The organism is Pseudomonas sp. S10E 269, assembly GCF_002798465.1.
GTDB classification, from domain to species: domain Bacteria; phylum Pseudomonadota; class Gammaproteobacteria; order Pseudomonadales; family Pseudomonadaceae; genus Aquipseudomonas; species Aquipseudomonas pergaminensis.
Genome location: NZ_PHIJ01000001.1, coordinates 1,517,609 through 1,541,188 on the forward strand (window position 1 = coordinate 1,517,609; position 23,580 = coordinate 1,541,188).

Sequence of the window (23,580 nt, forward strand, 5' to 3'; positions counted from 1 at the left end):
TGATGACCGGACCGATATTGCTGCTTGTCTGCCTGCTGCTGATCGGCCTGTCGTTCTGGCAGTTTCACCACGGCCTGCGCAAGGCCCAGACGGACCGCGTGCTGGAACGCCTCGGCGACGGCCAGCCCGACATTCAGGAAACCGCGACCAAATGGACCGGGCTTGAGCGCATGTTCGCGCGCGCCGGGCTGGGCAAGCCCACCGATCGCCTGGGCCTATGGCTGAGCGGTTGGGTGATCGGCGCATTGCTCGGTTGGCTGTTCGCCGACGGGCTGGGCCTGATCGCAATGATCCTGGGGCCGCCACTGGCACTGCGCGTCTACATCAGTTGGCGTTATCAACAGCGCGTGCAACGCATGGTCGAACAGCTGCCGCAGTTGCTCGACCACAGCGTTCGCAGCCTCAAGTCCGGCAGAACCTTGGCCGATGCTGTGCTGGGCGGCGTCGAAAGCATTGAAAACCCACTCAAGGACGCCATGGGCCGGGTGCAGCGCAACGTGCGCATGGGGGTCAGCCTGCCGGACTCCGTCAGTGACTTCGCCGAGTTCTACGAACAGGACGAGTTCCGACTGTTCGCCCTGGGGCTGAAGGTCAACCATCGCTACGGCGGCAACGCCAGCGAGCTGCTGGAAAACCTGATCAAGATGATTCGCGAGCGCGAACAAGGTGCCCGCCAACTCAAGGCCATGACCGGCGAAACGCGCATGACCGCCTATGTATTGGGTGGGTTGCCGGTACTGATCGTGGGCTATTTCATCATGGTCAACCCGGACTATTTGATGACCATGTGGAACGACGGCACCGGGCGCATCATGCTGTTCAGCGCACTGGCCATGGACATCTGCGGCACCCTGATCATGTGGCGCATGCTGAGGAGTGTCTGAGATGGCCCTTCTCGCCAGCGCCTTGTTGCTGCTCGCCGCCCTGGTACTGGTGGCCGGCCAATTGCTGGAGCATCGCCGGCGCGATCGCCGGGTCGCTGATCGACTGCAAGGGCGGATGGGCGGCGATGCCCGGCTCGGTACGCTGATGCGCCAGCTCGGCGGGAGCACCCTGGCCCAGCGCTCGGTCAGCCTGGACCAGGAGACCCAGGTGTTGCTCAACCGAGTCGGGTGGCGCAAGGCCAACCAGCGCTCGCTGTTTGCTGCCTTCCAGATCGGTTTGCCCATCGTGCTCCTGGGCCTGACCCTCCTGGGCCAGCAAATTCTGTTTCCCCATGCGGACCCTGCATGGATCGCCCCGCTATTTGCCTTGGGGATTGGCTACCTGTTGCCCAAGCGTGTGCTGGCTGCGGCTGCAAAACATCGCCAGCAAGCCATCGCCAAGGAAGTCTCAACGTTTATTCCGCTGCTGCGCATCCTGTTTGAGTCGGGCATGGCAGTTGAACAGTCGTTACGGGTGCTGGGCAACGAAGCCCAGCGTTTGCTTCCCCACCTCACGCACGAATTGCGCCTGATCCTGGCGCGGGTCGATTCCGGGCTGGAGTTGGGTGAGGAACTGGGCAAGACCGCGCGCGTGCTGGAAGTGGATGAGTTCACCGACACCTGCATCATCCTCCAACAACTGATCCAGCAAGGCGGCGGCGCGATGAAGTCGCTGCTGGCGCTCAAGCAATTGCTCGACGACCGACGCCTGACCCGCTTGCAGGAATACATCTCGAAAATGTCGGCAAAAATGTCAGTGGTGATGATGGTGTTTCTGTTCCCAGCTTTGCTGATCGTGCTCGGCGGCCCGGCCTTTATCGGCATCGCCCGCGCGTTGAGTCACTTTTAAGGAGTCGTTGATGAAAGTACTGATTGCCGGCCTGGCCTTGCTGATGCTCGGCGGCTGCGCCACCGATGGCCAATCACCCTGGTCGGCATTGACCTCATCCGGCAGTTGCGCCAAGCCGAGTTCCGAGCAGGAGCTGGCGCTCAACCTGTCCGATGACCTGGCCAACGAAGGCAAGCTGCACGCCAGCCTGGCCAATCTGCAAAATATGCCCGACGCCCTGCCTCAGGTGCGCCAGCGCAAGGCCCGTAACTACCGACTGCTCGGGCGCAGCGAGGCCGAGCCGTTGTACCGCAGCCTGCTCGGTACTTGCATGGACGCCGAAGGCGAGCACGGTCTGGGGCAATTGGCGGCCGCCAGGGGCGACAACGCCCAGGCCATGGCGCATATGCAACGGGCCGCGCAACTGGCGCCCACCGACGAAAAAATCCGCAATGACCTGGGCGTGGTGTACCTCAACCAACTGCGCATGGCAGATGCGCGTTTTGAATTCATGACCGCCATCGAGCTCAAGCAAAGCGACCCGTTGGCCGCCGTCAACCTGGTGACTTTGCTGATCTATCAGGACGACTGGGGGCAAGCGGCAAAGGTGGTCAGCCAATTGGGCCTGAGCCCCGAACAAGTCACCGATGCCCAGGCCCGCGCGCAAAAACTCAAGGGCCCCAGCGCACCAGCACGCAAAGTCGTGGCGGTCAGCGATGCCATACGCTGGCTATCAAGTGAGGAGTGATCGATGAAAGCACATTACCTGATCGGCCTGGCGCTGCTTCCGCTGAGCGCACTGGCCATTGAACCGGGCCCATCGTCCCCGCAACAGGCAGAGACGGAAAACTGGCTGGCCTTGCAGGTCGATGGGCGGGTCGCTTCACCCACGCCGCAAAGGACCACGCCCGCAGAACGGGAGAATGCCTTGCAGCGTTGGCTGGACAGCAACAAGCACCCCATCCCGGAGTTTTTCGAGTCAGAGTCCGGTGGGTCGTCCAAGGGCGGGAAGAGCCAATAACACCCGAAGATTCAGTGTGCCGTCACCCGTTGGCGCATCGCCGAATTGTTCGGCGACAAGGCCAGTGCCAGTTGAGTGCGGTTATGCATATGGGTCAGGCGCAACACCTGCGACACGTAGAGCTTGACCGTGTTTTCGGTGATCCCCAGTTCACAGGCGATCTGGTAGTTGGTCTGGCCCTTGCCCACCAGGCGCGCCACATCCAGCTGGCGCGGTGACAGCTGGTTGAAAATGGTCGGGATTTCCAGCGGCCCGGTTTCTTCGGCGGCCAACTCGCCCTCATCCGCCAAGCCGGTACCTGGGCTGCGACGTACTTTGTCGAGGTCCTGATACAGGTCATTGATGGATTCGGAGAGGTATTGCAGCTTCTGGTTCAGGTGCCCCAGTTGCAGCTCTTTTTGCCGCTCTTCCAATGCCGCTTCCTGGCGTTGCAGGCCTTCGAGCAATTCATCGAGGTTGATCGGCTTCTGGTAGTAATCCGAGATCCCGGCGCGCAGGGCCTTGATCACGTCCTGTTTGTCGGCACGCCCGGTCAGCATGATCGCCTCAAATGCCCGCTGCTTGCCGGCCACTTTCTGCATGGCCTGCACCAGCTCGATGCCATCCATGTCCGGCATGTGCAGGTCGCACAGCACCAGGCCGATCTCGGCGTCTTCGCTGAAGCGCTGCAAGGCGTGTCGGCTGGACTCACAAGGGACGCAGCGGTAGCCACTGCCTTCAAGAAATTCGCACAGCTCTTCCACGATCATCGGCTGATCGTCGACCACGAGCACTTTCACCGCCGAGGTAAGCTTGTTCACGCGCTACTCCATGCCTGGCAAGCCAAAAGATTGACCTATCCCTTTTGACGAAGAATCCTATACATCTACTCAATAAACGTAGACCTACTTTCCGACTATGTACATAGCGATAGAGGCCTTGTGCGACTAATGGATCCAAAACCAATGCAGCGCGAACCCTGTCAATAAAAAGGGCGCATAAGGCTGCTTTGTTGACACTCCCGGAGGCGACACCTCTCGACGCGCGCTAAGCCTTTGACTGATAAGCACCCAGGCGCCCTGGAACACGGCAGCGCCGATCAATGACCACAGCAAAACGTCCAGCGAACTGGCCAGGGCCAGGGCGGCCAGCAGCTTCACATCCCCCGCGCCAAAGCGGCCCAGCGCATAGCCGGGCAAGGTCAGCAGCAGCGCCACGGCGAAGGCCCAGCCTCCCTCGCTGGCAGGCGCTCCCAGCCAGGTCAGGCCCATCCAGAGCAGGTAGATCAACGCCAGCAGTGCCCCACCCAGGGTCAAGCTGTTGGCGATTTGCCGTTGACGCATATCCTGCAACGCACAGAGCCCCAGCCAGAGCAGTATCACCACGCTTTGGATCACGTAAAAAACATCCCTTTTCGCTGAATGATTCTATGCTGATATCAGGTAGTAGCCGTCAGGGTAGACGCAGTCATGAAAACGGGCCTCCCCAAAAAGCAAAAAGGTGCTGCGGCGATTGAATTCGCCCTGGTCTTCGGGATCTTTTTCGCGGTGTTCTATGGGTTGGTCAGCTATAGCCTGCCACTGCTGATGATGCAGTCGTTCAACCAGGCGGCGGCGGAGGGCGTGCGCCAGGCTATGTCGGTGGACCCGATAGCCGCGGGCACCACTTATACCACCCAGGTGACCACACTCGCCAAAACTACCGCGTTAAAACAGTTGCAATGGATCCCTCCCAGCTTCCAGTTTACCGATGACCTGGTCACCGCCACCTACTCTGGAACCGACACTACGCTGAAAGTCACGATCAAATACCCCACCAGCCGCCTCTATTCGGTGTTCCCTGCACTGGTGTTGCCGGTCATCGGCACCGTGCCGAATCTGCCGGCCAACCTGTTGGTCAGTTCGAGTCTGCAGCTTTGACCTCGGGGGACAAGCTCTTCGGGCGCCTGCTCGGCCGCACCAGCGCGCTGGCTCTCGACTCCCCCGGCACGCCGACGCCAGGGCTGCACCTGCAACTGGATGCCCAGGGCCACGTGCTAAGCATCGGCGGTACCCTGCGCCCACAGCTTGCGCCACACGGCGTGGGCGAACCCCGGCCGCTGTTGCGTGAACTGCTGTGTGCCAACAGCGCGCTGAGTATCGAAGGCAGCCCCGCCGAGTGGCAACACCAGAGCCTGGACCTGGATTTCCAGGGCGCTACCGGCCAGGTCCTGCACACCCGTGGCTGGGTCGAGCCGCAGGGTGATGGCTGGAACTTGCACCTGCAAGACGTTGGCGACTTGATCGCCGGCCAGCAACTGGCCCAACACCGCGAGCAAAACCATCAGCTGGCCTGCCAGATGAGCGAGCAATTGCGCGTGTGCAGCTTGGCGCGCCTGCCTGAGGTGTTCAATGAACAGCTGCGCAGCCTGGCCCAACGCTGGCGAATCCCTTGCGTCGCCCTGGCCTTGCTCGATGAGGACGACCAAGGCTGGCGCGTCTACAGCCACTACGCCGCCCATGATGCGCCCACCTTATGGCAGACCGGCCAACACCTGGGCACCAGCCTGGACAGTGCCAATGGCAACGCGCCGTTGAGCCTGGCCCTGGCGCGCAGCGACCACCCACGCCTGCACGGCATTTTCGGCACCACCGACGGTTTCCTGGTGCCCTACCGTGACAGCCAGGGCGTCGCCGCGTGGTTGCTCTGCGGCCTCTACAGCGGCGAGCGGCACACCAACGAGCGCGACTGGCTGAACCTCACCGCCGCCCTCGCCGCCCCGCTGCTGAGCCGCCTGCGCGAGCAGCGCTACCACCAGCAACTCGACCGCATGGAGGCTTTGCAAGGCCTGCTCGGCACCGGCTGGTGGGAACTGCTGCCGGCCACCCAGGAAGTCCAGCTCGCCCCGCAGTTGCTGCACAGCCTCAGCCTGGAAGACGGCCCTACCCGCCAGCCTCTGGCCCTGTGGCTGGAGCTGATCCACCCTGCCGACCGCCAGGCACTCAACAGCCGCCTGCACGACCTGCAAGCCCTGGGCAAACCGCTGCTGACCAGCGTGCGCCTGCAACGCACCGACGCCGAGCACAACCCGCTCTGGTATCGGGTACAGGGTCAAGTGCTGGGCGTGGGCGACAGCCGCCGCTGGATCGGCTTCATGCTCGACATCAGCGACATCAAGAACCAGCAACTGCAAGCCGCCGCCGCCCATGCGCGCCTGGATAACCTGATCGCCAGCTCACCGGCGGTGATCTATGTGCAGCGCTACGTCAACGGCGCCCTGCACCCGGCGTTCTTCAGTGACAGCTTGCTGCCGCTGCTGGGCTGGACGTTGGCCGACTGCAACCACGACAGCCTGGCGTCATTGATCCACCCCGACGACCGCGAACTGTACTTTGAGCGCAGCCGCCAATTGCTGCGCGAAGGCAGCGTCCGCAGCCGCTACCGCCTGCGTGACAAACAGGGCAACTACCACTGGTTGCTGGATGAGGCCAAGTTGCTGCGCGACGACCTCGGCCTGCCGGTGGAAGCCGTCGGCCTGTGGCTGGATGTCACCGACGCGACCCTGGCCGCCGAACAGATCAAGCACAGCGAAGAGCGCTACCGCATCCTGGTCGAAGACTCCCCGGCGATGATCTGCCGCTATCGTCCGGACCTGACCCTGACGTTTGGCAACACGCCGTTGGCCAATTACCTGGAGTGTCTGCCGGCGCAATTGCCGGGCTTGAACCTGGGCCATTGGTTGTCGGAGGAACAACGCCAGGCCTTTGTGCAGCGCATCGGCCAGTTGACCCCGGAATTCCCGGTGAGCACCGCCGAGATCAGCCTGGAGTTGCCGGGACGCGAACATGCCTGGTGGGTGTGGTCGGACCGTGGCGTGTTTGACGAACAGGGCGCGCTGGTGGAAGTGCAGGCCGTCGGCCGCGACAACACCGAGGTGCGCCGCTCCCAGCAGCAACTGACCCAGAGCGCCAAGATGGCCACCCTGGGCGAAATGGCCACCGGCCTGGCCCATGAGATCAACCAGCCGCTGAACGTGATGCGCATGGCCATCGTCAATGTGCTCAAGCGCCTGGGCAACGGCGATGCGCAGATCGACTACCTCACCGAAAAGCTCCAGCGCATCGACACCCAGGTGCAGCGCGCAGCACGGGTGGTGGACCATATGCGCGTGTTCGGCCGCCGCTCGGAAATCGAACAGCAGCCCTTCGACCCGTCGCAGGCGGTGGAAGGCACGCTGTCGCTGCTCGGCGAAGGCCTGCGTGGCAAGGGCGTGGAAGTGCGCGTAACACCGGCGGACTTTACCGTGCAGGTCAAAGGTCACGTCGACCAGCTTGAGCAGGTGCTGATCAATCTGATGGTGAATGCCCGTGATGCGTTGTTGAGCCAGCGCGAAAAAGATCCTGGGTTCCGTCCCTGGATTGCGGTGCATTGCGAGCATGACAGCCGCCATGTGCGGATCTGGGTAGAAGACAACGGTGGCGGCATTGACCCACGGTTGCTGGAGCGGATTTTCGAACCGTTCTTTACCACCAAACCGATTGGCGTAGGCACCGGGCTCGGGTTGTCGGTGAGCTACGGCATTGTAGAAAACATGGGCGGACGCTTGAGCGTTGCCAATGGTGAGCAAGGCGCGAGGTTTTGCGTGGAGTTGCCGGTGGTTTAGATCACCAGGTAGGCACGCCCCATGTGGCAGGTGAGGTTGGCGCCGACTTCAGCGTTGCCGAGGCTGATGCCCAGGGCCGAAAGCAAGGTTTTGACGATAGGGTCGAGTATCGGCGCCAGTACGTTCTGGACAAGGTTGACCACCGAACTGACGATGGTTGTCAGAGCACTGGTAACAGTACCGTTCGCCGGGCCGGGCGTGCTGCCGGTGGGCGGTACGTAAGTGACCTGCAGGCCGTTCAAGGTATCTCCCAGGCTATGAATGATATCGGCGGTGCCTGGCGGGCTTTTGTAAGTCGGCGTCGTGTTCATTTCGGCCACGGGCAAGAACAGCATCGAGTTGGTTTGCGCGCCCACGGTCGTCAGCGCCTTCAGATTCAATCCTCCGCCCACGCCCGCTGTGCGCGGACCGCATAGCAGCGTCAACACAATGCAATAGCGCTGGCCAAAATCGATCAGCCTGACCGGCTGCACGGTGACGGGGCCCGATGAAGAAAATGCCGCAACCGGATCAACATAGCCAACGCCCAGGGTGGCCAATGCAGTGGTGGACTTGACCGTCAGCGACTTGGTGGCAGGCGTGGCACAGTTGTAGTCCGTGACATAGCTTTGCGCACTGGCTGCCTCGATATAAATGGACAGTGTTTGGGTGATATCAACATCCGCGACATTACACGCCACCAGGCACAAGACGCCGCCCACAACTGCCGGCAGGTTCAAGTTCAACAGGCCGCCGACCACCTTCGACACAGGCGTGCCCAGGCCGGAAAGGATCGATGAAACCCCTGAAACCACCTTGATGATCGGCGCATCAATGGTGACCAATGTGCGTACTTGGGCGGTGCGTACGAAAATCTGATCGGTCTGCGGATTATTCAAAAGCCCGGCCTTGGCCTTTGCCGGATTACCAATCGCCGACAGTTGCGGTGCCTCAATGACTTTGGTCTGGATCGAGACGTTGCCCACCAGCGGGATGTTCACCTGGGCTGCCGCGCTCACCGCGCTCTTGCTATTGGACAGTTGCGCCACCGTCTCCAGCAACTGAAACAACTGCACAGTGGTATTCAAGGCTGCGGAGGGTGTTCCGCTGGCAACTTTGAGCAGATCCCCCACTTTCAAAAGCTGGGTATTGGGGGCGATGGCTTTCAGTGAGATCACGTCGTTAATGATCGCCGTGGCCACCGATCCGTTTTTCTGCAGCACCTTGACTGCGGCGTCGATCAACTGGCTTGCGGAGACAGCCGTGTTGAGCAACGCCTCGTAGTCGCCCGCCGTCACATTCAATTGAATCGCCAACTGATCCAGGTAGCTGAGCAGGTTCACATTCGTGGTCAGCAACCCATTCCAACCCGCAGCGGTCAGCGACAGGCTGCCGCCCAACAGATTGCCGATGACCATGTTCAATAGCGGGGAATTGCTGGAATTCACCGATGCCAGGCTGCTGCGAATGGTCAACTGCGCCACCGGAGGCGCATACGCCGCCACGGCGGTGGCACTCAAGATCATCTGCGAGGAAACCGGCGCACCGCTGAACATGCTCCAGATACCACTGGCGAGGCTGGTCGTTACACTGCGAGTGGCCACCACGCGCACGGCGTCATTCTTGGTGGCATCGACCGTAAACACGCGGATATTGCTGGCATTGGTCACCAGCGCACCGCAGGTCACCGCCAGGCCACGGCTGTTATCGCCGGCGACCACCGGAAACCCGTTACGCGTAGCGTTCTGTACGGCATAGTCGTTGGCGGTGGTGCTGGGGGTGCAAACGCCGCCACGGCCGGCAGCTTCGAGGGCCGAGGTGTCGGCGATGGACTGCAGCTTGCGTTTTTCCAGGTACAGGCGGCCACTGTCCACCGCCAACAGCATAAACACCATGGCCACCGCCAGGGTGCCTGCTGCCATCAAGCCAATCGCACCACGTTGCCTGGAACGAAGTCGGGGAGACATCAGGCACTCCTTAGCGCTTACTCTCCGTAGTTATTTGGAGTGTAGACAAGGGCTGGCCAGTCGCCACAAATCAATGCGGGCGCTGGCCTACCGGCGATGACGATAAATATCGACACGAAGTTGTAACACCCACGACACCCCCCGTAACCACGATGCGAAGCGAGTCGCTGTTGATCGTGATCTTGATCTTGATCTTGATCTTGATCTTGATCTTGACCCTGCTTTTGATCTTAGGCGCCCCGTCAAACACGCTGGCCGGAATTCGACAGGGATTTGGGGGGTAAACCGGCAGGGATGCCGGTTTAGCCGCCCCGCGCCATGGATGGCGCGTGGCGGCGCCCCCCCAAATACCTGTCGGATTACGGGCACACCGAGCCTAGGCGAGGTGCCGAGTGTTGGGGCAAGAGCGTTTTGCTTACTTTTGCGCTTTTCAAAAGTGAGCCGCCGTAAGGGCGGAACCAATACCAGCCGTTACCCAAATAACGGATATGTACCCGTTCAGATCCAACATCCTGGTCGGCTGGCAGGCCGCCTTCGCAGGCAAGCCAGCTCCCACATTTGGATCGTGGGGTGGCAGTTAGAGAGTGGTCGGCTGTTAGGCCGCCTTCGCAGGCAAGCCAGCTCCCACATTTGGATCGCGGGGTGACAGTTAGAGAGTGGTCGGCTGGCAGGCCGTCTTCGCAGGCAAGCCAGCTCCCACATTTGGATCGCGGGGTGACAGTTAGAGAGTGGTCGGCTGTCAGGCCGTATTCGCAGGCAAGCCAGCTCCCACATTTGGATCGTGGGGTGGCAGTTAGATAGCGGTCGGCTGGCAGGCCGTATTCGCAGGCAAGCCAGCTCCCACATTTGGATCGTGGGGCAACAGTTGAAGAGTGGTCGGCTGTCAGGCCGTCTTCGCAGGCAAGCCAGCTCCCACATTTGGATCGTGGGGTGGCAGTTAGAGAGTGGTCGGCCGTCAGGCCGTATTCGCAGGCAAGCCAGCTCCCACATTTGGATCGTGGGGTGGCAGTTAGAGAGTGGTCGGCTGTTAGGCCGCCTTCGCAGGCAAGCCAGCTCCCACATTTGGATCGCGGGGTGACAGTTAGAGAGTGGTCGGCTGGCAGGCTGCCTTCGCAGGCAAGCCAGCTCCCACATTTGGATCGTGGGGTGGCAGTTAGAGCGTGGTCGGCTGTCAGGCCGTATTCGCAGGCAAGCCAGCTCCCACATTTGGATCGTGGGGTGGCCGTTAGAGAGTGCTCGGCTGGCAGGCCGCCTTCGCAGGCAAGCCAGCTCCCACATTTGGATCGCGGGGTGACAGTTAGAGAGTGGTCGGCTGTCAGGCCGTATTCGCAGGCAAGCCAGCTCCCACATTTGGATCGTGGGGCGGCAGTTAGAGAGCGGCCGGCTGTCAGGCCGCCTTCGCAGGCAAGCCAGCTCCTACAGGTCGAGGGAACTAGTGAGGGGGATAGCTGGAAAGGACACGAGTGACGGTGGTGCGAATGGCTTTGTCACGATCCTGAGGATTGGGCGAGGTAGCCATCATTTGTTCATCGCTGCCGCGCCAGACGAGCTTGCCATCCTTGCCGTCAAGCAGGTCGATCTGGATGGTGGCGACTTTGTAAGTGATGTTGCGCGTTTCGTTGTACATCGGCGCGCCCCAATAGCCATTCCACGGCCCCCCCCAAGCGCCACCATAGTTGGTGGTGACTTGCTGCTGACGGTCCTCGACAATCAGGTAGGCCTGAACATTCAGGTCAGCCTTGGTGCCGGACGCGGCCGGGCGCAGGCCGCGCTGGTCGAGTTGTTCACCCACGGCCTGCCGGATGCGCTGTTCAGTGAGGTCGCTCTTGATGCGCGGGTCATCGGGGCGATATTGCAGCGCCGGGTCCTTCCAGGCCCAACTGCGGTAGGCACCGAAATCCCGGCTGGCGTCAAAATCGTGGTTGACCTGGCTGGTCTGGCAACCGCCCAGCAGCACTACAACAGCAAGCGTAGCGATACGACGAAACATGGTTTTTCTCCAAAGAGCGACCCGCGCTTGAAATGAGAATAGCTGTTAACTGGGAGGATATGCCGTCATTGCCTTTTGCACCGCCTGGCGCAAGGCATCTCCCCGCTCGCTGAGGCTTCCCTGGCTGCCAGTTTCCGCGCTGGCACTCCACACCGGTTGACCGGTGCGGGCATCGAACAGGTTGACGCGAACCACCACGACCTGGACTTCATAGGTGCGCACGATCGGCACCGAGTTGTACATGCCGTAACCATTGCCATAACGGTTGTAACCGCCATAGCCGTAGCCATAGTCATCCTGGACTTGCTTGAGGCGCTTCTCCAGGCGCACATCGGCGCTCACCAGCAGGTCTGCCGGGCGGTTGTCGTGCAGGGGACGCAGGCCGCGCTGGTCGAGGGCGCCGCTCACCGCTTCGGCAATTTGCGCCGAATCCGCCCAGGCCGTGCCCGCCGGCAGTTGGCCGTTACGCCAGGCCCAGTTGCGGTAAGCACCGTAGTCGCGCACCGGCGCCGGGTAGGCGCTGGCATCAAAGGTGTTGGCAGCCTGGGGAGGCGCCGGCGGGATCGGCGCCGAAGCGGCCACATAAGGGTTGGGGCTGGAACACGCGGCCAGCCCGAGGGACAACAGGATCAAACAGAGACGACGCATTTCGACCTCCGCAGACTGGGCCGCTTAAACCGGACGGCAGATCCAGTGCAAATAACGCCCAAGTCCGGCAAAGCTTGGGTGACGACGGTGAGCGAGTTCCATCTCCAAAAGGTCCTGCAAATCCGCGCGCGCCTGGAATTCCACTGGCATGTAGTCATGGAAAACCCGCACACCGCTTTGGCTTTCGACCTGCCAAAGGCCGTCGAGTTGCGCCGCCAATTCACGCGGGTCAAGGGGTTGTTGCGGCGTGAGGCTCTGCTTTTCGCCGGCCATGTCGTTCTTGCGCATTTTGCGGAAGTGGCCCTTGAGCAGGTTGCGGTAAATCAGCGCATCGCGGTTGTAGAACGCCAACGACAACCAGCCGCCGGGCACCGTGAGCTGGTGCAGCACCGGCAGGATCGCATGGGGCTCGGCCAGCCATTCCAGCACCGCGTGGCACAACACCAGGTCGTAGGGTTCGGTGAGCTGGCCCAACAGGTCTTGCCAGGGCGCATGGATAAAGGTGGCGGTCTGCCCTGCGTCAGCAAAGCGTTGGCGTGCACCTTCGAGCATCGGCTCGGCAGGTTCGGCCAGGGTGACGTCGTGGCCCTGCTCGGCCAACCACAGCGACATATGGCCCAGGCCCGCGCCGATATCCAGCACACGCAACGGGCGCTTGGGCAGGGCCTCGGTCAGGTCGGCCTGGAGCACCGCCAACCGTATGGCACCTTTGGCGCCCCCGTAGATCTTTTCGGCGAAGCGCGTGGCGAGCTGGTCGAAATGGCGGTCACTCATGAGCAAACCGCCGTTCGCTGTCGGCCAGTTTCGCGCGCACCACCTCGTTCATGTCCAGGCCCAGCTCGCTGCACAGCAACAGCAGGTACAGCACGATATCGCCGACTTCCTGCCCGGCATGGGCGAGTTTATCGGCAGGGAGCTGGCGCGATTGGTCTTCGGTCAGCCATTGGAAGATTTCCACCAGCTCGGCCATTTCCACGCTGGCGGCCATGGCCAGGTTTTTCGGGCTGTGGAATGGCTTCCAGTCGTTGTTATCGCGGATGCGGTGCAGGCGTTCGGTGAGGTGTTCGAGGTTCATGCGGGGGCTCCTGAAGGTGGATAGCTTCGGGGGGATTAGCCTTGAAGGCAAGTGAACCTTTAGGCCGCTATCGCCGGCAAGCCGGCTCCTACAGTTTGGAATGCGTTCCCTTGTAGGAGCCGGCTTGTCGGCGATGGCGATTCAATCGACGACGCTGAACTCAAGCCGGGCCGTTTGACCTGCTTCATCGAGGACGCTGAGCTGGTAGCGGCCCAGGCGCTCGAAACTGGCGTTGATAAAGTCCTGGTTGGCGCTGTCACCCAGCGGGGCACCGTTGAGAAACCACCAGCGCCGTCCACTGCCGCCCAATGCGGAGATTTTCAAACGCAGGGCCTGTTGGCTGGCGGCGGGCAGGCGCAGTTGGTCGCCTTCGCGCACACCCACGATCGACAAAGGTGAAGACGCGGCGAGCGCCGGTGGCGGGCATTCGGGGTCGGCTGCAGGGATACGCGCTTCGCGGCGCTCGGCCCTGGGCAGCCAGGGTTCGAGGGGCGCAGGCCACAGGGCGATGTTCTTGTGCTCGGCGCCAGGGCAATGGGCGTCGACCCGCAAGCCCTTGCCATTGACCCACACGCTTTCCATCAAGCCCACGCTCAAGGGTTGGTCCAGCGCCTGCAGGGTGGGCGGCGTGGTGTTATCCAGCGTCCAGGCGAAGCGCTGGCGACGGCAATTGGGGTCGCTGCGGCTCATGGGCTGGCCCAGCGGCCAACAGATCGCCGCCACGCCGACATTGGCCGGCACCGGTTTGACGGGTGCGCTGATACCGCGCTGGCTGTCGCGGTTGGTCAGCACGTCGTGCACCTGCAACATCAACGGCGCGGCCGAGGCGAGGCCGAACTGCCCCGGCACCGGCGTACCGTCCGGGCGGCCGATCCATACGCCGATCAAATAGCGCGGCCCCACGCCAATCGCCCAGGCGTCCCGAAAGCCGTAGCTGGTGCCGGTCTTCCAGGCCAGCACCGGGCGTTGCACCAGCTCGGCACGCGGGTCGCGGTCCGGGCGTGCCTGGCCACTGAGGATACGCCGCACAATCCAGGCGGCCCCTGGCGACAGCAAAGGCCGTTCTCTCAGCGTATCGTCCGGCTGTAATCGAAGGGTGGCACTCCTGCCGTCCCGGGCGAAGGCGCTGTAGCCGCTCACCAAGTCTTCGAGGCGGCTGCCGGCGCCGCCCAGGATCAACGCCAGGTTCGGCTCGGCCAATGCCGGCAGCGCCAACGGCACGCCGCCGATGCGCATCTGGGCGGCGAACCGCTTCGGACCATAGGCTTCCAGCAATTGCACCGCCGGCAGGTTCAGCGAACTGGACAACGCCGTACTCGCCGGCACAGCACCGGTAAAGCCCATGGAGAAGTTGCCCGGCCGGTAATCGCCATAACGCCGGGGCACGTCCTGCAGCAGAGATTCGGAATGAATCAACCCATCATCCAGGGCCATGCCATAGAGGAAGGGTTTCAACGTGGAGCCCGGCGAACGCAGCGCGCTGATCATGTCCACATGGCCAAAGCGCTTGGTGTCGTTGATGTCCACCGAACCGAGGTAGGCACGCACGGCCATGGTTTCCTCTTCCACCACCAAAATGGCGGCGGAGGTGTGCTCCGGCAACCGTGCACGCCAACCCAGCAGCAGGTCTTCGAGGCGGCGTTGCAAGGTGGCATCCAGGGTGGTGCGGATCAGCGGGGGGCTGTCGGGGCGGTTCAGGCGGCGCGCGAGCAAAGGCGCCAGGCTCGGTTCCAGGCGCGGGGCGAGCAGCAGCGGTTCTTCCAGGGCTTCATCGACGGCGGCCTGCGGCCACACCTGGAACTCAGCGAGGCGGCGCAGCACTTTGTCGCGAGCTTGCTGGGCGCGTTGAGGATGGCGGTCCGGGCGCAAACGGCTCGGCGCCTGGGGCAACACCGCGAGCAAGGCGGCTTCGGCCTGGGTCAGCTGTGACGGCGATTTGCCCAAGTACGCCCAACTGGCGGCCGCCACGCCCTGCAACGTACCGCCAAACGGTGCGCGGTTCAGGTAGAGGTTGAGGATTTCTTCCTTGGACAGGTGCCATTCCAACTGCGCCGTGCGCCACAACTGGCGCACCTTGCCATGGAAGGTCCGCGAATGCGGATCCAACAGCCGCGCCACCTGCATCGACAACGTGCTGCCCCCCGACACCACCCGCGCCCCCGTGAGGTTCTGCCACGTCGCCCGAACCAGTGCCAGCGGGTTTACGCCGGGGTGCTGATAGAACCAACGGTCCTCATAGGTCAGCAACGCGTCCAGGTAATAGGGCGATACCTCGCGCGTCTGCACCGGATACCGCCACACCCCATTGGCATCGGCAAACCGCCACAACGGCGTGCCATCCTCAGCCAGCACTACCCGCGCCAAATCATCCTTGGGCAACGGCAACGGCCAAATCCGATCGGCCAGCCAAATCAGCGCAACCACCACCCCAACAACCACTGCAACCCAACGCCAAACCCGTAGGAGCCGGCTTGCCGGCGATCGCGGCGAATCAGTTGGCACATTTGTCACAGGCACACCGCAATCGCCGGCAAGCCGGCTCCTACCCTGAACCCTGTACAATTAATGAAACCCATGTTTAAACCGGCAAACCTCTATGCTTATAGGGAACTAGCCCGTCGCAATAACAACCAAAAGCACAGATACGCCCACCTTCTCATCAGGACACACACATGCAGGTAGAAAGCTTTTTCGGATGGTTGGGCCAGGCGCTCGGTTCCATCATCCGTTTTATCGTCGACGGACTCAGCGGCCTGTTCGGTGCGCTGACCAATGCCGGTGGCAACTTCATCGATGGCCTGTCCCGTACATTGGGCATGGACACCTCGATTATCAGCATCATCACCCTGATCATCGGCCTGATGCTGCTGTACTCGGCCATACGCGCCTTCATGCGCGCGTCGATCATCATGGGCATCATCTGGCTACTGCTGGGCCTGTGGCTCCTGAGCTGGGTCGTCCACTAACCCAAAACCACCACACATCCCCTGCGGGAGCGGGCTTGCTCGCGAATGCGGTGGGTCAGTAATAGAGGCGCTAACTGACACTCCGTATTCACGAGCAAGCCCGCTCCCACATTTGATCTCCATTTCAAGCTGAGACCTTCAGCGCCCCTTGATCACCAGATCCGCCGGTGTCTCCCCCACCGCCTGCCAGTTCGGCCGGTACATCGACTCCACCTGCGGCGGCGGCACCCGGTATGTACCCGGGGTCACGGCACGCGCCAAGTAGAGCAAGTGCGTAGTGCCAGAGCCTTCCAGATTGATCGCCGCCACATAGCGGTCATCCCTGAACTCCTGGTGCTTGAGCGACGCATTCTGCATCGACTCACGCCACTCCTTCACCTGGCTGCTGGCGTTTTCCAGGCTGGCAGCACTTTGTGCCAGGTTCTGGTTTTCCAGCTCCAGGCCGGCGGGTAACAGGTCCACCACCAAGGCATCCGGCACACGCTGCTTGGCGCCGACCGCCAGATGCACCAGCACCAGATCACCGCTGTTGAGGTTGCGCAGGTTCAGCGGCTGGCCGTTCATGCCCAGGTATTCGCGGCGGATGCTCAAGTTGTCTCCGCCAGGCGCCGGTGGCACCTGTGGATAACCCGAGATCGTCAGTTGCTGGTACACCGGCGTCTCGCCCTGATTGCTCAGGCTCAGTTCGCTGGACAGCAGTTTGCCTTCCAACTCCAGCGTCGGCTGCTGGTTGTTCAATTCCTGCACGCCGCCACTGCCGGTGAGCGACACCTGCCAGTTCGCATCCGGCTTGGCGAACCCCAGGCGCCCAGCCAGGAACAGCGAGTTACGCTCCTGGGTCGACAGATAGGGGCTGGCCGCCAGCTGGTCGGATAGGGTGAACAAGCGCTCCTCACGCTTGCCCTTGGCCAGGTCGTTCTCTTCCAGCAGCGCCAGGATCATCGCCTGGTCCCGCAGCGGGCTGCCGTAGTCGGCCAGCCATTCGTTGGCATTGCGCTGCGCAGAGAGCCCGGCGAGCAAGGCTTGGTCCGCGCGCGGCTGGTCACCCATCTTCTGCAACGCGACAGCCAGCTGTACCAACGGCAAACCGGAGCGCGCATCGCTTCGCCGTTCGAAGATGCTGCGCAGCGCCCCCAACGGCGCCTGCTGACTGCGCGCCAGTACCATGCCGGCGTAGGCCTGCACGGCAAAGCGGGTGTGGTCGGCGTTATCGCTGTAGTCGACGTCGATCAGGTTGCGCTCCTGCACGTACCGCAGCAGGCGCTCGCTGGCCTTCTTCAACGCTTCAGGCGGCACGGCAAAACCCTGGTCACGGGCACGCAGCAGGAAGTCGGTGACGTAGGCCGTCAGCCAGTATTCTTCTTCGCCATCAGCGCCCCACAGACCGAAGCTGCCGTTGTAGCGCTGCATGCCCAGCAGGCGTTCGATGCCCAGCTCGATCTTGCGTTTGCGCTCGCTGTCCGACTCGCCTTTGATCGACAGGCGCTTGAGCAATGCATCGTCGGCGTACAGCGATGGGTACAGGCCGCTCGCGGTCTGTTCCAGGCAACCGTAGGGGTAAGCCTTGAGTGCGCTGATCTGCGCACCGAGGTTCAGCGGTGGCCGGCTCGACAGGCTCAGCAGCGCCTGGCGCCCCGAGGCATCGAATTGATCCAGGGTGCCCACCGGCAGGTTCCATGGCTGATCCTTGAGCACTGCACGGTAATGCTTGAGCAGTGCCGGATATGCAGGTCGCACACCCAGCGTCCATTCACGGGTGAACGGCGGCAGGTTCTCGCCCGGCAGGTCCAGGCCATTCACGGTCACCTTGACCTTGCCCTGGCCCAACCCGCCCCAGGCTTTCACCGGGATGCGCAGGGTGGTGCGCTGGCCTTGTTTCAATTCGACGGTTTGCGCACCACCGTTTGCCAACTCCAATTGCCCGTCGGCGCTCAGTTGTACGTCGAGCTTCTGCGCCTTGCCCGACAGGTTGGACAGGTCCAGGGCCAGCGTCGTCTGGTCACCACCGGCGAGGAAGCGCGGCGCCGACAGCTCGGCAATCAGCGGTGCAGCGATCACCGTCTTGGCTTCGGCCATGCCGTAGCGGTCGTCGGTCCAAGCCTGGGCCATCAGCCGCAGTTCGCCGTTGAAGTCGGGAATATTGACGCTGACTTCGCCCTCGCCCTGCTCATTCAAGGTCACGGGTGCGCTTTGCAGGGCGACAATGGTCACGCTGGTGTCCGGGCGCTTGCCGCCCTTGGCCAACGCCGCATCACCGCCAAACGCCAGGCTGGCCAGGCGGCCCTGCCCGGCTTCGATCAACTGGCCGTAGATATCGAATTGGTCCACGCCATAGGCCTTGCGGCCGAACAGGCTGGAGTACGGGTCCGGCGTCGGGTATTCGGTAATATTGAGGATGCCCACGTCCACCGCGGCCACCAGCACATGCACCTGTTTCGGCACGCTGCCATCGGCATTGCGGGCGGCGACTTTCACGGTCAGCGGTTGTTTGGGGCGCATTTTTTCCGGTGCTGTAAGGGTCACACCGAGTTTGCGCTGGGTACGATCCAAAGGCAGGTGCAGCAGGCCCACCGCCCGCTTGGGGGTGATATTGGCCTTGCGCTCGCCCGGGCGAATCACCAGGGCACTGACGTACAGGTCATGGCGCGACCATTTCGGGTCGAGCTTCACCGCGAAGCTTTTGCCTTCGGCCGGCACATCGATTTCCTGCCACCACAGTGGTCCTTCGGCGGACTCCACCAGCAGGTAGCCTTTGCCGGCTGCCGGCGGCGTCACGGTGACGTTGGCGGTGTCGCCATCGCCATACGCGGGTTTATCCAGCGCCAGCTTGACCTGGTCCGGGCGCACGGCGCCACCTTCGGTGTTGTCCTGGGCTTGGTAGCCGGCCCAGAAGCGCAGGCTGCTGACCAGGCCGGTCTGCGGGTCTTCCACTTCGACGCGGTATGGGCCCCACTCCACCTGGAAGCTGACCTTGGCCGTGTCGCCGGCCTTGATGTTCAGGGTCTGCTCGTCGAGGTTGAGGAATTTCTCGTTGAAGTGATAGCTCCAGCCATCATTCTCGGAGTAGTTCCAGTAGTAGTCACGGCGCTCGCGCACCAGGCGCACCTTGAGGTTTTGCGCGGCGAGTTTCTGCCCGTCCTGGTTGGCCAGCAGCACTTCGAATTCCGCCGGGCCATCGCCATTGGTTTCCGTGCCGTCAAACAACCCGCGCAAGCCCGGCAGTTGCTCGGCCGGCCAGATCGGCTGCACCAGGCGCCGCGTGATCGGCCGCCCGCCCGACTCTTGCAGGCTGGCCTGCACGATCAGTTGCAGCGGCGACTTGGCCTCGGCCCACTTGCTTTCCAGGGTCAGCTCTTCTTGGCCCTTGGCGTCGAGGACGCTTTCTTCCAGCTCAAAATCCTGGCTCAGTTCTTCTTCGGTCACGGAGCCGAACTGGTAGCCCGGCAGCGACTTGACCGCTTCGCGCAAAGGCCGCACATACACTTGCCCACTGACCCGGTTGCCCGACGCAGGCGCGCCATACAGGTAACGCCCGTTGACTTGGATCACCGGGCTGTCTGCCGGGCTCAACGCCGTGTCGCTGCCCTTGAGTTCCAGCGCCAGTCGCTCGGGCAGGAAGTCTTCGACGAGGAATTCATACAACTGCGGCTTGCCATCGCCCAGGTCAAACACCAATTGCCAGCGCCCGGTCGGTGCTTCGCCGGCCAATTGCAGTTGATATTGGTAAAGGCCAGACGCATCGGCATCCCAGACGAATTTGCGGCTCACCTGCTCATCCGGGCGACGCACTTCGACACTCACCGGCTGCGGTTTGACGGCATTGCCATCTTTGTCCCGCAGCAGGGCGTTAAGCAGCACGGTTTCGCCGGGGCGATACAGATCACGCGGGCCAAAGACAAAGAACTGCAAGGGATGAGACGGTTGGCCGCCGATGTCGAACTCAGCCAGGTCCAGTGCCGCGCTGTCGAGGCGCAGCAGGCTGGTCTGTTCGCCCTGCTTGGCCAGCAGCACCTGGGCCTTCTTCGGCAGCGGCAATTCGGCGTGGCCGCCCTTCTCGGTCTTGCCCTGGCCCAGCACGCGGCCCTCGGCGTCGAGCACTTCGAGGTCAACGCCATCCAGTGCCTTGCCGCCTTCCAGCGCCTGGGTAAACACGTCCAGGCGATTGGCGTAGCGGTGCACCGACAGGCCGATATCACTCAAGGTAAACAGCGTGGCCGGCTGGGAATAGTTGTAGGTGCCCGAAGCACGCATCACCGCCAGGTACACGCCCGGCTGCTGCAATTGCTTGAGACCCGCGATGGGCAGCAACAGGGTTTCGCGGGTGTTGCGCGCCGGGTTCAGGTCGAAACGGCCGCCGTAGACCAGGTCGGCCATCGGCAGCAGCTCGCGGGATTCATAACTTTGCAGACTGGTGTTGCGCCCCCACTGCGCCAGGAACGACGGCAGGGACTCGGGCTTGATGCGGAAGAACTCGACGTCGATCTTGTCGACGTTCAGCGCGATCACCGGCAGGCCCTCGGCCAAGCGGGTCGGCAGCAACGTGCCACGGCTGGCGAAGCCAACGGTGGCTTGCAGGTCACGGGTTTCGAGACGAGCGATGTACTCGGCGGGCAGCAGGTTGTTGTTCACCGCCTTGAGACCGGGATCAACCGTCAGCACCAGTTTGCGCTGCGGCTCCAGATGGCGCAGGCGCAGTTCCATCAGGTTGTCGGAGATTTCCCAGGCCCCATCGACCTTGCCGGACTTGCTGTCCACCAAATGAAGTTTGTCGGCGAATTTCTGGTCGGGATCCAGCGGAATGGAAAAGCTCACCGACAAGGTGCTGGCCCCGTCAAGCTGCACCTCGGACACGTCCACCACGCTTAACTCACGCCCGGCGTACCGCTGCTTCAGCGCCGCCACATCCACCGCCGCCTTGGCCGGTTTGGGGGCCACTGTCGCCGCTGTGGGAGCGGTCGGGGCAGCCGGTTTATCGGAGGAATCGCAGGCGCTCAGCAGGGCCAGCGCACAGGCAAGAAACAGTCCTTTGTTAAGCACGCTTTTATTAAGCATGTGAGCACTCGTAGTGAGAGGGGTCCGAAGGGTGAACTATATATCAGCCTGCGTGGGGCCGATGTGGCGCTGGTCACATTGACCGACGGAGGGCAGTTTGGTTCTGGGCAGGGATAGCGAGCCAGCCGAATCCCACAGGCAAAAGAGCTCACCTGTGGGAGCAAGCCCGCTCCCACATTGGTTCTGCTGCGCACCTGATGGATAGGTACAATGCCGTTCCTCTGAAGGAGCCCGCATGCCCACTTTGCTCACCGACTGGCGCCACCGCCCCACCCACCGCCGCGTCTGGGCCCTGGCCGCGCCGATGATCCTGTCGAATATCTCGGTGCCACTGGTGGCGCTGGTCGACAGCATGGTCATCGGCCACCTGCCTCACGCTCACCAGTTGGGCGCCGTGGCCGTTGGCGCCAGCCTGTATACCTTTCTCGCCTGGGCCATGGGGTTCCTGCGCATGGGTTCCACCGGCTTCGCCGCCCAGGCTGCCGGGCGCAATGATGGGGCTGCACTGCGGCAAATCCTGCTGCAAGGCCTGTTGCTGGCGCTGGGTTTGGCGATGCTCCTGGGCACGGTGGGTATTCCGCTGAGCCATCTGGCGCTGGAGTGGATGCAGCCTTCGCCCGAACTGAATCAACTGACCCGCGAATTCTTCCACACCCGCCTGTTCGGTTTGCCCGCCGCGTTGGCCAGCTACGCGCTGGTGGGCTGGTTCCTCGGCACGCAGAACGCCCGCGCGCCGCTGGCGATTCTGCTGACCACCAACCTGGTCAACATCGCCCTGAACCTGTGGTTTGTACTCGGCCTGGATTGGGGTGTGGTCGGCTCCGCCCGCGCCTCGGTGACTGCCGAATGGACCGGCGCCCTGCTCGGCCTGGCGATGACGCAAAAAGCCCTGCGCGCCTACCCCGGTCATATCGCCTGGGCAGCGCTGAAAGCGTGGGAGAGCTGGCGCCCGTTGCTGGCGGTCAACCGCGACATTTTTATCCGCAGCCTCGCGCTGCAATCGGTGTTTTTCATGATCACCGTACAAGGCGCCCGCCTCGGTGACGCCACCGTGGCGGCCAATGCATTATTGCTCAACGGCCTGCTGCTGACCGCCCACGCCCTGGATGGCTTGGCCCATGCGGTAGAAGCCCTGTGCGGCCACGCAATCGGCGCCCATGACCGCCAGTCCCTGCGCCGCTCGCTGGTGGTGGCCGGTGGTTGGTCGTTGATCGCCAGCATCGGTTTCGCCCTGCTGTTCACCGTTGCCGGCCACCTGTTCATCGCCATGCAGACCGACATCCCCAGCGTGCGCGAAACCGCCGACCTCTACCTGCCTTATCTGGCCGTGCTGCCGTTGATTGCGGTGTGGAGTTACCTGCTGGATGGCCTGTTCATCGGCGCAACCCGCGCGCGGGAAATGCGCAACGGCATGCTGCTGACGGTGCTGCTGACATTGCCATTCGCCTGGGCATTGCAGGCCTTGGGTAACCACGGGCTGTGGATCACCTTCCTGCTGTTCATGGCTTTGCGCAGCCTTACTCTGTGGGCGATTGCCTGGCGCTTGAACCGGCAGGATCAGTGGCTTGGATAAACGCTGTCGCCCGGTCCAATACCGGTGCCAACCAGCGCAGCGGTTTAGCGATTGCAGCCACCAGCGTCTGGTGATTGGTCTTGCCAAAATAGAACACCTCCACTGGAACACCTGCCGCCCGCAACTTGTCCGCCAACCCGCCGGTATTGCGTGTGGGGTTGACCAGCTTGTCGTCCTTCGAGGCCATCAACAGACTCGCCGGTGCGCTGGCGCTGACGTGGTTGATCGGCTGGGAATCCGGCGGTGAATCGGGGAAGAAAAACACCGGTTTCACCTCAGGGTTTTCAATCGGCAGGAAGTCATAGGGGCCAGCCAGGCCGATCCAGCCTTTGAAGATTGACGGCGTCAGGCCAACCTCTTTCAGCCAACGCGCATCCAGCGCCAGCATCGACGCGTTGTAGGCGCCGGAGCTATGCCCCATTACATAGAGCTGGTGGGGATCACCACCATGTTCGGCGATGTGTTGATAGGTCCAGGCAACGGCGTGGGCGTTGTCTTGGAGGAACGCGGGATATCGCACTTGCGGGTAAAGCCGGTAATCGGCGATCACCACCACGATGCCGCGTGAGGCCAGGGCTTCGCCGACGAAACCATAGTCGTCCCTGGAGCCGCTGTTCCAGCTGCCGCCGTAGAAGAACACCACCACGGGGGCGTTGGAGATAGCAGGAGCTGGCCGGTAGATATCGAGTTTCTGGCGGGGATCATCGCCGTAGGCGATGGCCGAGGTTCTGGTAAACGTGCTGGAAGGGGTGAGTGCGTTGAGCACATTGATGGGGGAACAGGCCGCAAGGCATGCCGCGACGGCCAGGGTAAACGCTTGCAAGAATACTCTCGACATCGCCAACCCCTTATACCTGTGAAGACTGACTTATGTGGTGAGCGGGCTTGCCCCGCGCGAGGCAAGCCCGCTCACCACAAAGAGCACGTTGTACGCGG

Annotated in this window: 18 protein-coding genes; 8 read left to right on the top strand and 10 right to left on the bottom strand. The window is 62.5% G+C overall.

The features are described 5' to 3' along the window. The first annotated feature begins 2 nt into the window (after nt 1-2). From CWC48_RS07190 to CWC48_RS07205, 4 genes are read left to right on the top strand one after another with little or no spacing between them, the layout of a single operon-like run. A complete protein-coding gene (locus CWC48_RS07190; protein WP_078046697.1) occupies nt 3-884 on the top strand; it encodes a type II secretion system F family protein in 882 nt (293 codons plus the stop codon). Nucleotide 885: 1 nt separating this feature from the next. After that, on the top strand, nt 886-1,773 hold the full coding sequence (locus CWC48_RS07195; RefSeq protein WP_099493363.1) for a type II secretion system F family protein: 888 nt from the start codon (nt 886-888) through the stop codon (nt 1,771-1,773). A gap of 10 nt (nt 1,774-1,783) precedes the next feature. Further along, nucleotides 1,784-2,500, top strand: a complete 717-nt coding sequence (locus CWC48_RS07200) for a tetratricopeptide repeat protein (protein WP_078046695.1) — start codon at nt 1,784-1,786, stop codon at nt 2,498-2,500. A gap of 3 nt (nt 2,501-2,503) precedes the next feature. Then, nucleotides 2,504-2,773 carry a DUF3613 domain-containing protein gene (locus CWC48_RS07205; protein ID WP_078046694.1) on the top strand — a complete coding sequence of 90 codons (270 nt, stop codon included), beginning with the start codon at nt 2,504-2,506 and terminating at the stop codon, nt 2,771-2,773. A gap of 11 nt (nt 2,774-2,784) precedes the next feature. Here CWC48_RS07205 and CWC48_RS07210 read toward each other — a convergent pair whose 3' ends face one another. Both CWC48_RS07210 and CWC48_RS07215 read right to left on the bottom strand, forming a co-directional pair. Beyond that, nucleotides 2,785-3,573, bottom strand: coding sequence for a response regulator transcription factor (locus tag CWC48_RS07210; RefSeq protein ID WP_100491579.1), 789 nt, complete (start codon nt 3,571-3,573; stop codon nt 2,785-2,787). A 126-nt stretch (nt 3,574-3,699) separates the two neighbouring features. Beyond that, nucleotides 3,700-4,149, bottom strand: coding sequence for a prepilin peptidase (locus tag CWC48_RS07215; protein WP_100491580.1), 450 nt, complete (start codon nt 4,147-4,149; stop codon nt 3,700-3,702). A gap of 72 nt (nt 4,150-4,221) precedes the next feature. Here CWC48_RS07215 and CWC48_RS07220 point away from each other — a divergent pair, with 72 nt between their 5' ends. Both CWC48_RS07220 and CWC48_RS07225 read left to right on the top strand, forming a co-directional pair. Beyond that, entirely contained in the window at nt 4,222-4,671 is a 450-nt protein-coding gene (locus CWC48_RS07220; RefSeq protein ID WP_100491581.1) for a TadE family protein, read from the top strand. Continuing rightward, nucleotides 4,668-7,394: a PAS domain-containing sensor histidine kinase gene (locus CWC48_RS07225; RefSeq protein ID WP_100491582.1), complete on the top strand. Its 2,727-nt coding sequence runs from the start codon at nt 4,668-4,670 to the stop codon at nt 7,392-7,394. Before CWC48_RS07220 ends, CWC48_RS07225 begins: the two co-directional genes overlap by 4 nt. Here CWC48_RS07225 and CWC48_RS07230 read toward each other — a convergent pair. The 6 genes from CWC48_RS07230 to pbpC form a co-directional block, all read right to left on the bottom strand. After that, nucleotides 7,391-9,340, bottom strand: a complete 1,950-nt coding sequence (locus CWC48_RS07230; RefSeq protein WP_100491583.1) for a pilus assembly protein TadG-related protein — start codon at nt 9,338-9,340, stop codon at nt 7,391-7,393. The genes CWC48_RS07225 and CWC48_RS07230 overlap by 4 nt on opposite strands. Before the next feature lie 1,432 nt (nt 9,341-10,772). Next, a complete protein-coding gene (locus CWC48_RS07235) occupies nt 10,773-11,330 on the bottom strand; it encodes a DUF4136 domain-containing protein (protein ID WP_100491584.1) in 558 nt (185 codons plus the stop codon). Nucleotides 11,331-11,375: 45 nt separating this feature from the next. Next, complete coding sequence (locus CWC48_RS07240) at nt 11,376-11,978, bottom strand: DUF4136 domain-containing protein (protein WP_078046687.1); 603 nt, start codon at nt 11,976-11,978, stop codon at nt 11,376-11,378. A 24-nt stretch (nt 11,979-12,002) separates the two neighbouring features. Beyond that, entirely contained in the window at nt 12,003-12,752 is a 750-nt protein-coding gene (locus CWC48_RS07245) for a methyltransferase (protein ID WP_078046686.1), read from the bottom strand. Continuing rightward, the gene (locus tag CWC48_RS07250) at nt 12,745-13,053 is read right to left on the bottom strand and encodes a MazG-like family protein (protein ID WP_025857622.1); all 309 of its coding nucleotides are present in this window, start codon (nt 13,051-13,053) and stop codon (nt 12,745-12,747) included. The genes CWC48_RS07245 and CWC48_RS07250 overlap by 8 nt, the downstream gene beginning before the upstream one ends. 141 nt (nt 13,054-13,194) lie before the next feature. After that, nucleotides 13,195-15,555, bottom strand: a complete 2,361-nt coding sequence (gene pbpC, locus CWC48_RS07255; RefSeq protein WP_100492501.1) for a peptidoglycan glycosyltransferase PbpC — start codon at nt 15,553-15,555, stop codon at nt 13,195-13,197. 170 nt (nt 15,556-15,725) lie between these two features. On the opposite strand from pbpC, the gene CWC48_RS07260 reads away from it, so the two are divergent. Further along, nucleotides 15,726-16,019: a hypothetical protein gene (locus tag CWC48_RS07260; RefSeq protein WP_078046684.1), complete on the top strand. Its 294-nt coding sequence runs from the start codon at nt 15,726-15,728 to the stop codon at nt 16,017-16,019. Between the two features lie 138 nt (nt 16,020-16,157). Here CWC48_RS07260 and CWC48_RS07265 read toward each other — a convergent pair whose 3' ends face one another. Beyond that, entirely contained in the window at nt 16,158-21,056 is a 4,899-nt protein-coding gene (locus CWC48_RS07265) for an alpha-2-macroglobulin (protein ID WP_100492502.1), read from the bottom strand. A 250-nt stretch (nt 21,057-21,306) separates the two neighbouring features. Here CWC48_RS07265 and CWC48_RS07270 point away from each other — a divergent pair, with 250 nt between their 5' ends. Next, nucleotides 21,307-22,644, top strand: coding sequence for an MATE family efflux transporter (locus tag CWC48_RS07270; RefSeq protein WP_100491585.1), 1,338 nt, complete (start codon nt 21,307-21,309; stop codon nt 22,642-22,644). On the opposite strand, the gene CWC48_RS07275 is transcribed toward CWC48_RS07270, so the two are convergent. Beyond that, nucleotides 22,589-23,482: an alpha/beta hydrolase gene (locus CWC48_RS07275; RefSeq protein WP_100491586.1), complete on the bottom strand. Its 894-nt coding sequence runs from the start codon at nt 23,480-23,482 to the stop codon at nt 22,589-22,591. The two genes, CWC48_RS07270 and CWC48_RS07275, sit on opposite strands and share 56 nt — an antisense overlap. Between the last annotated feature and the right edge of the window lie 98 nt (nt 23,483-23,580).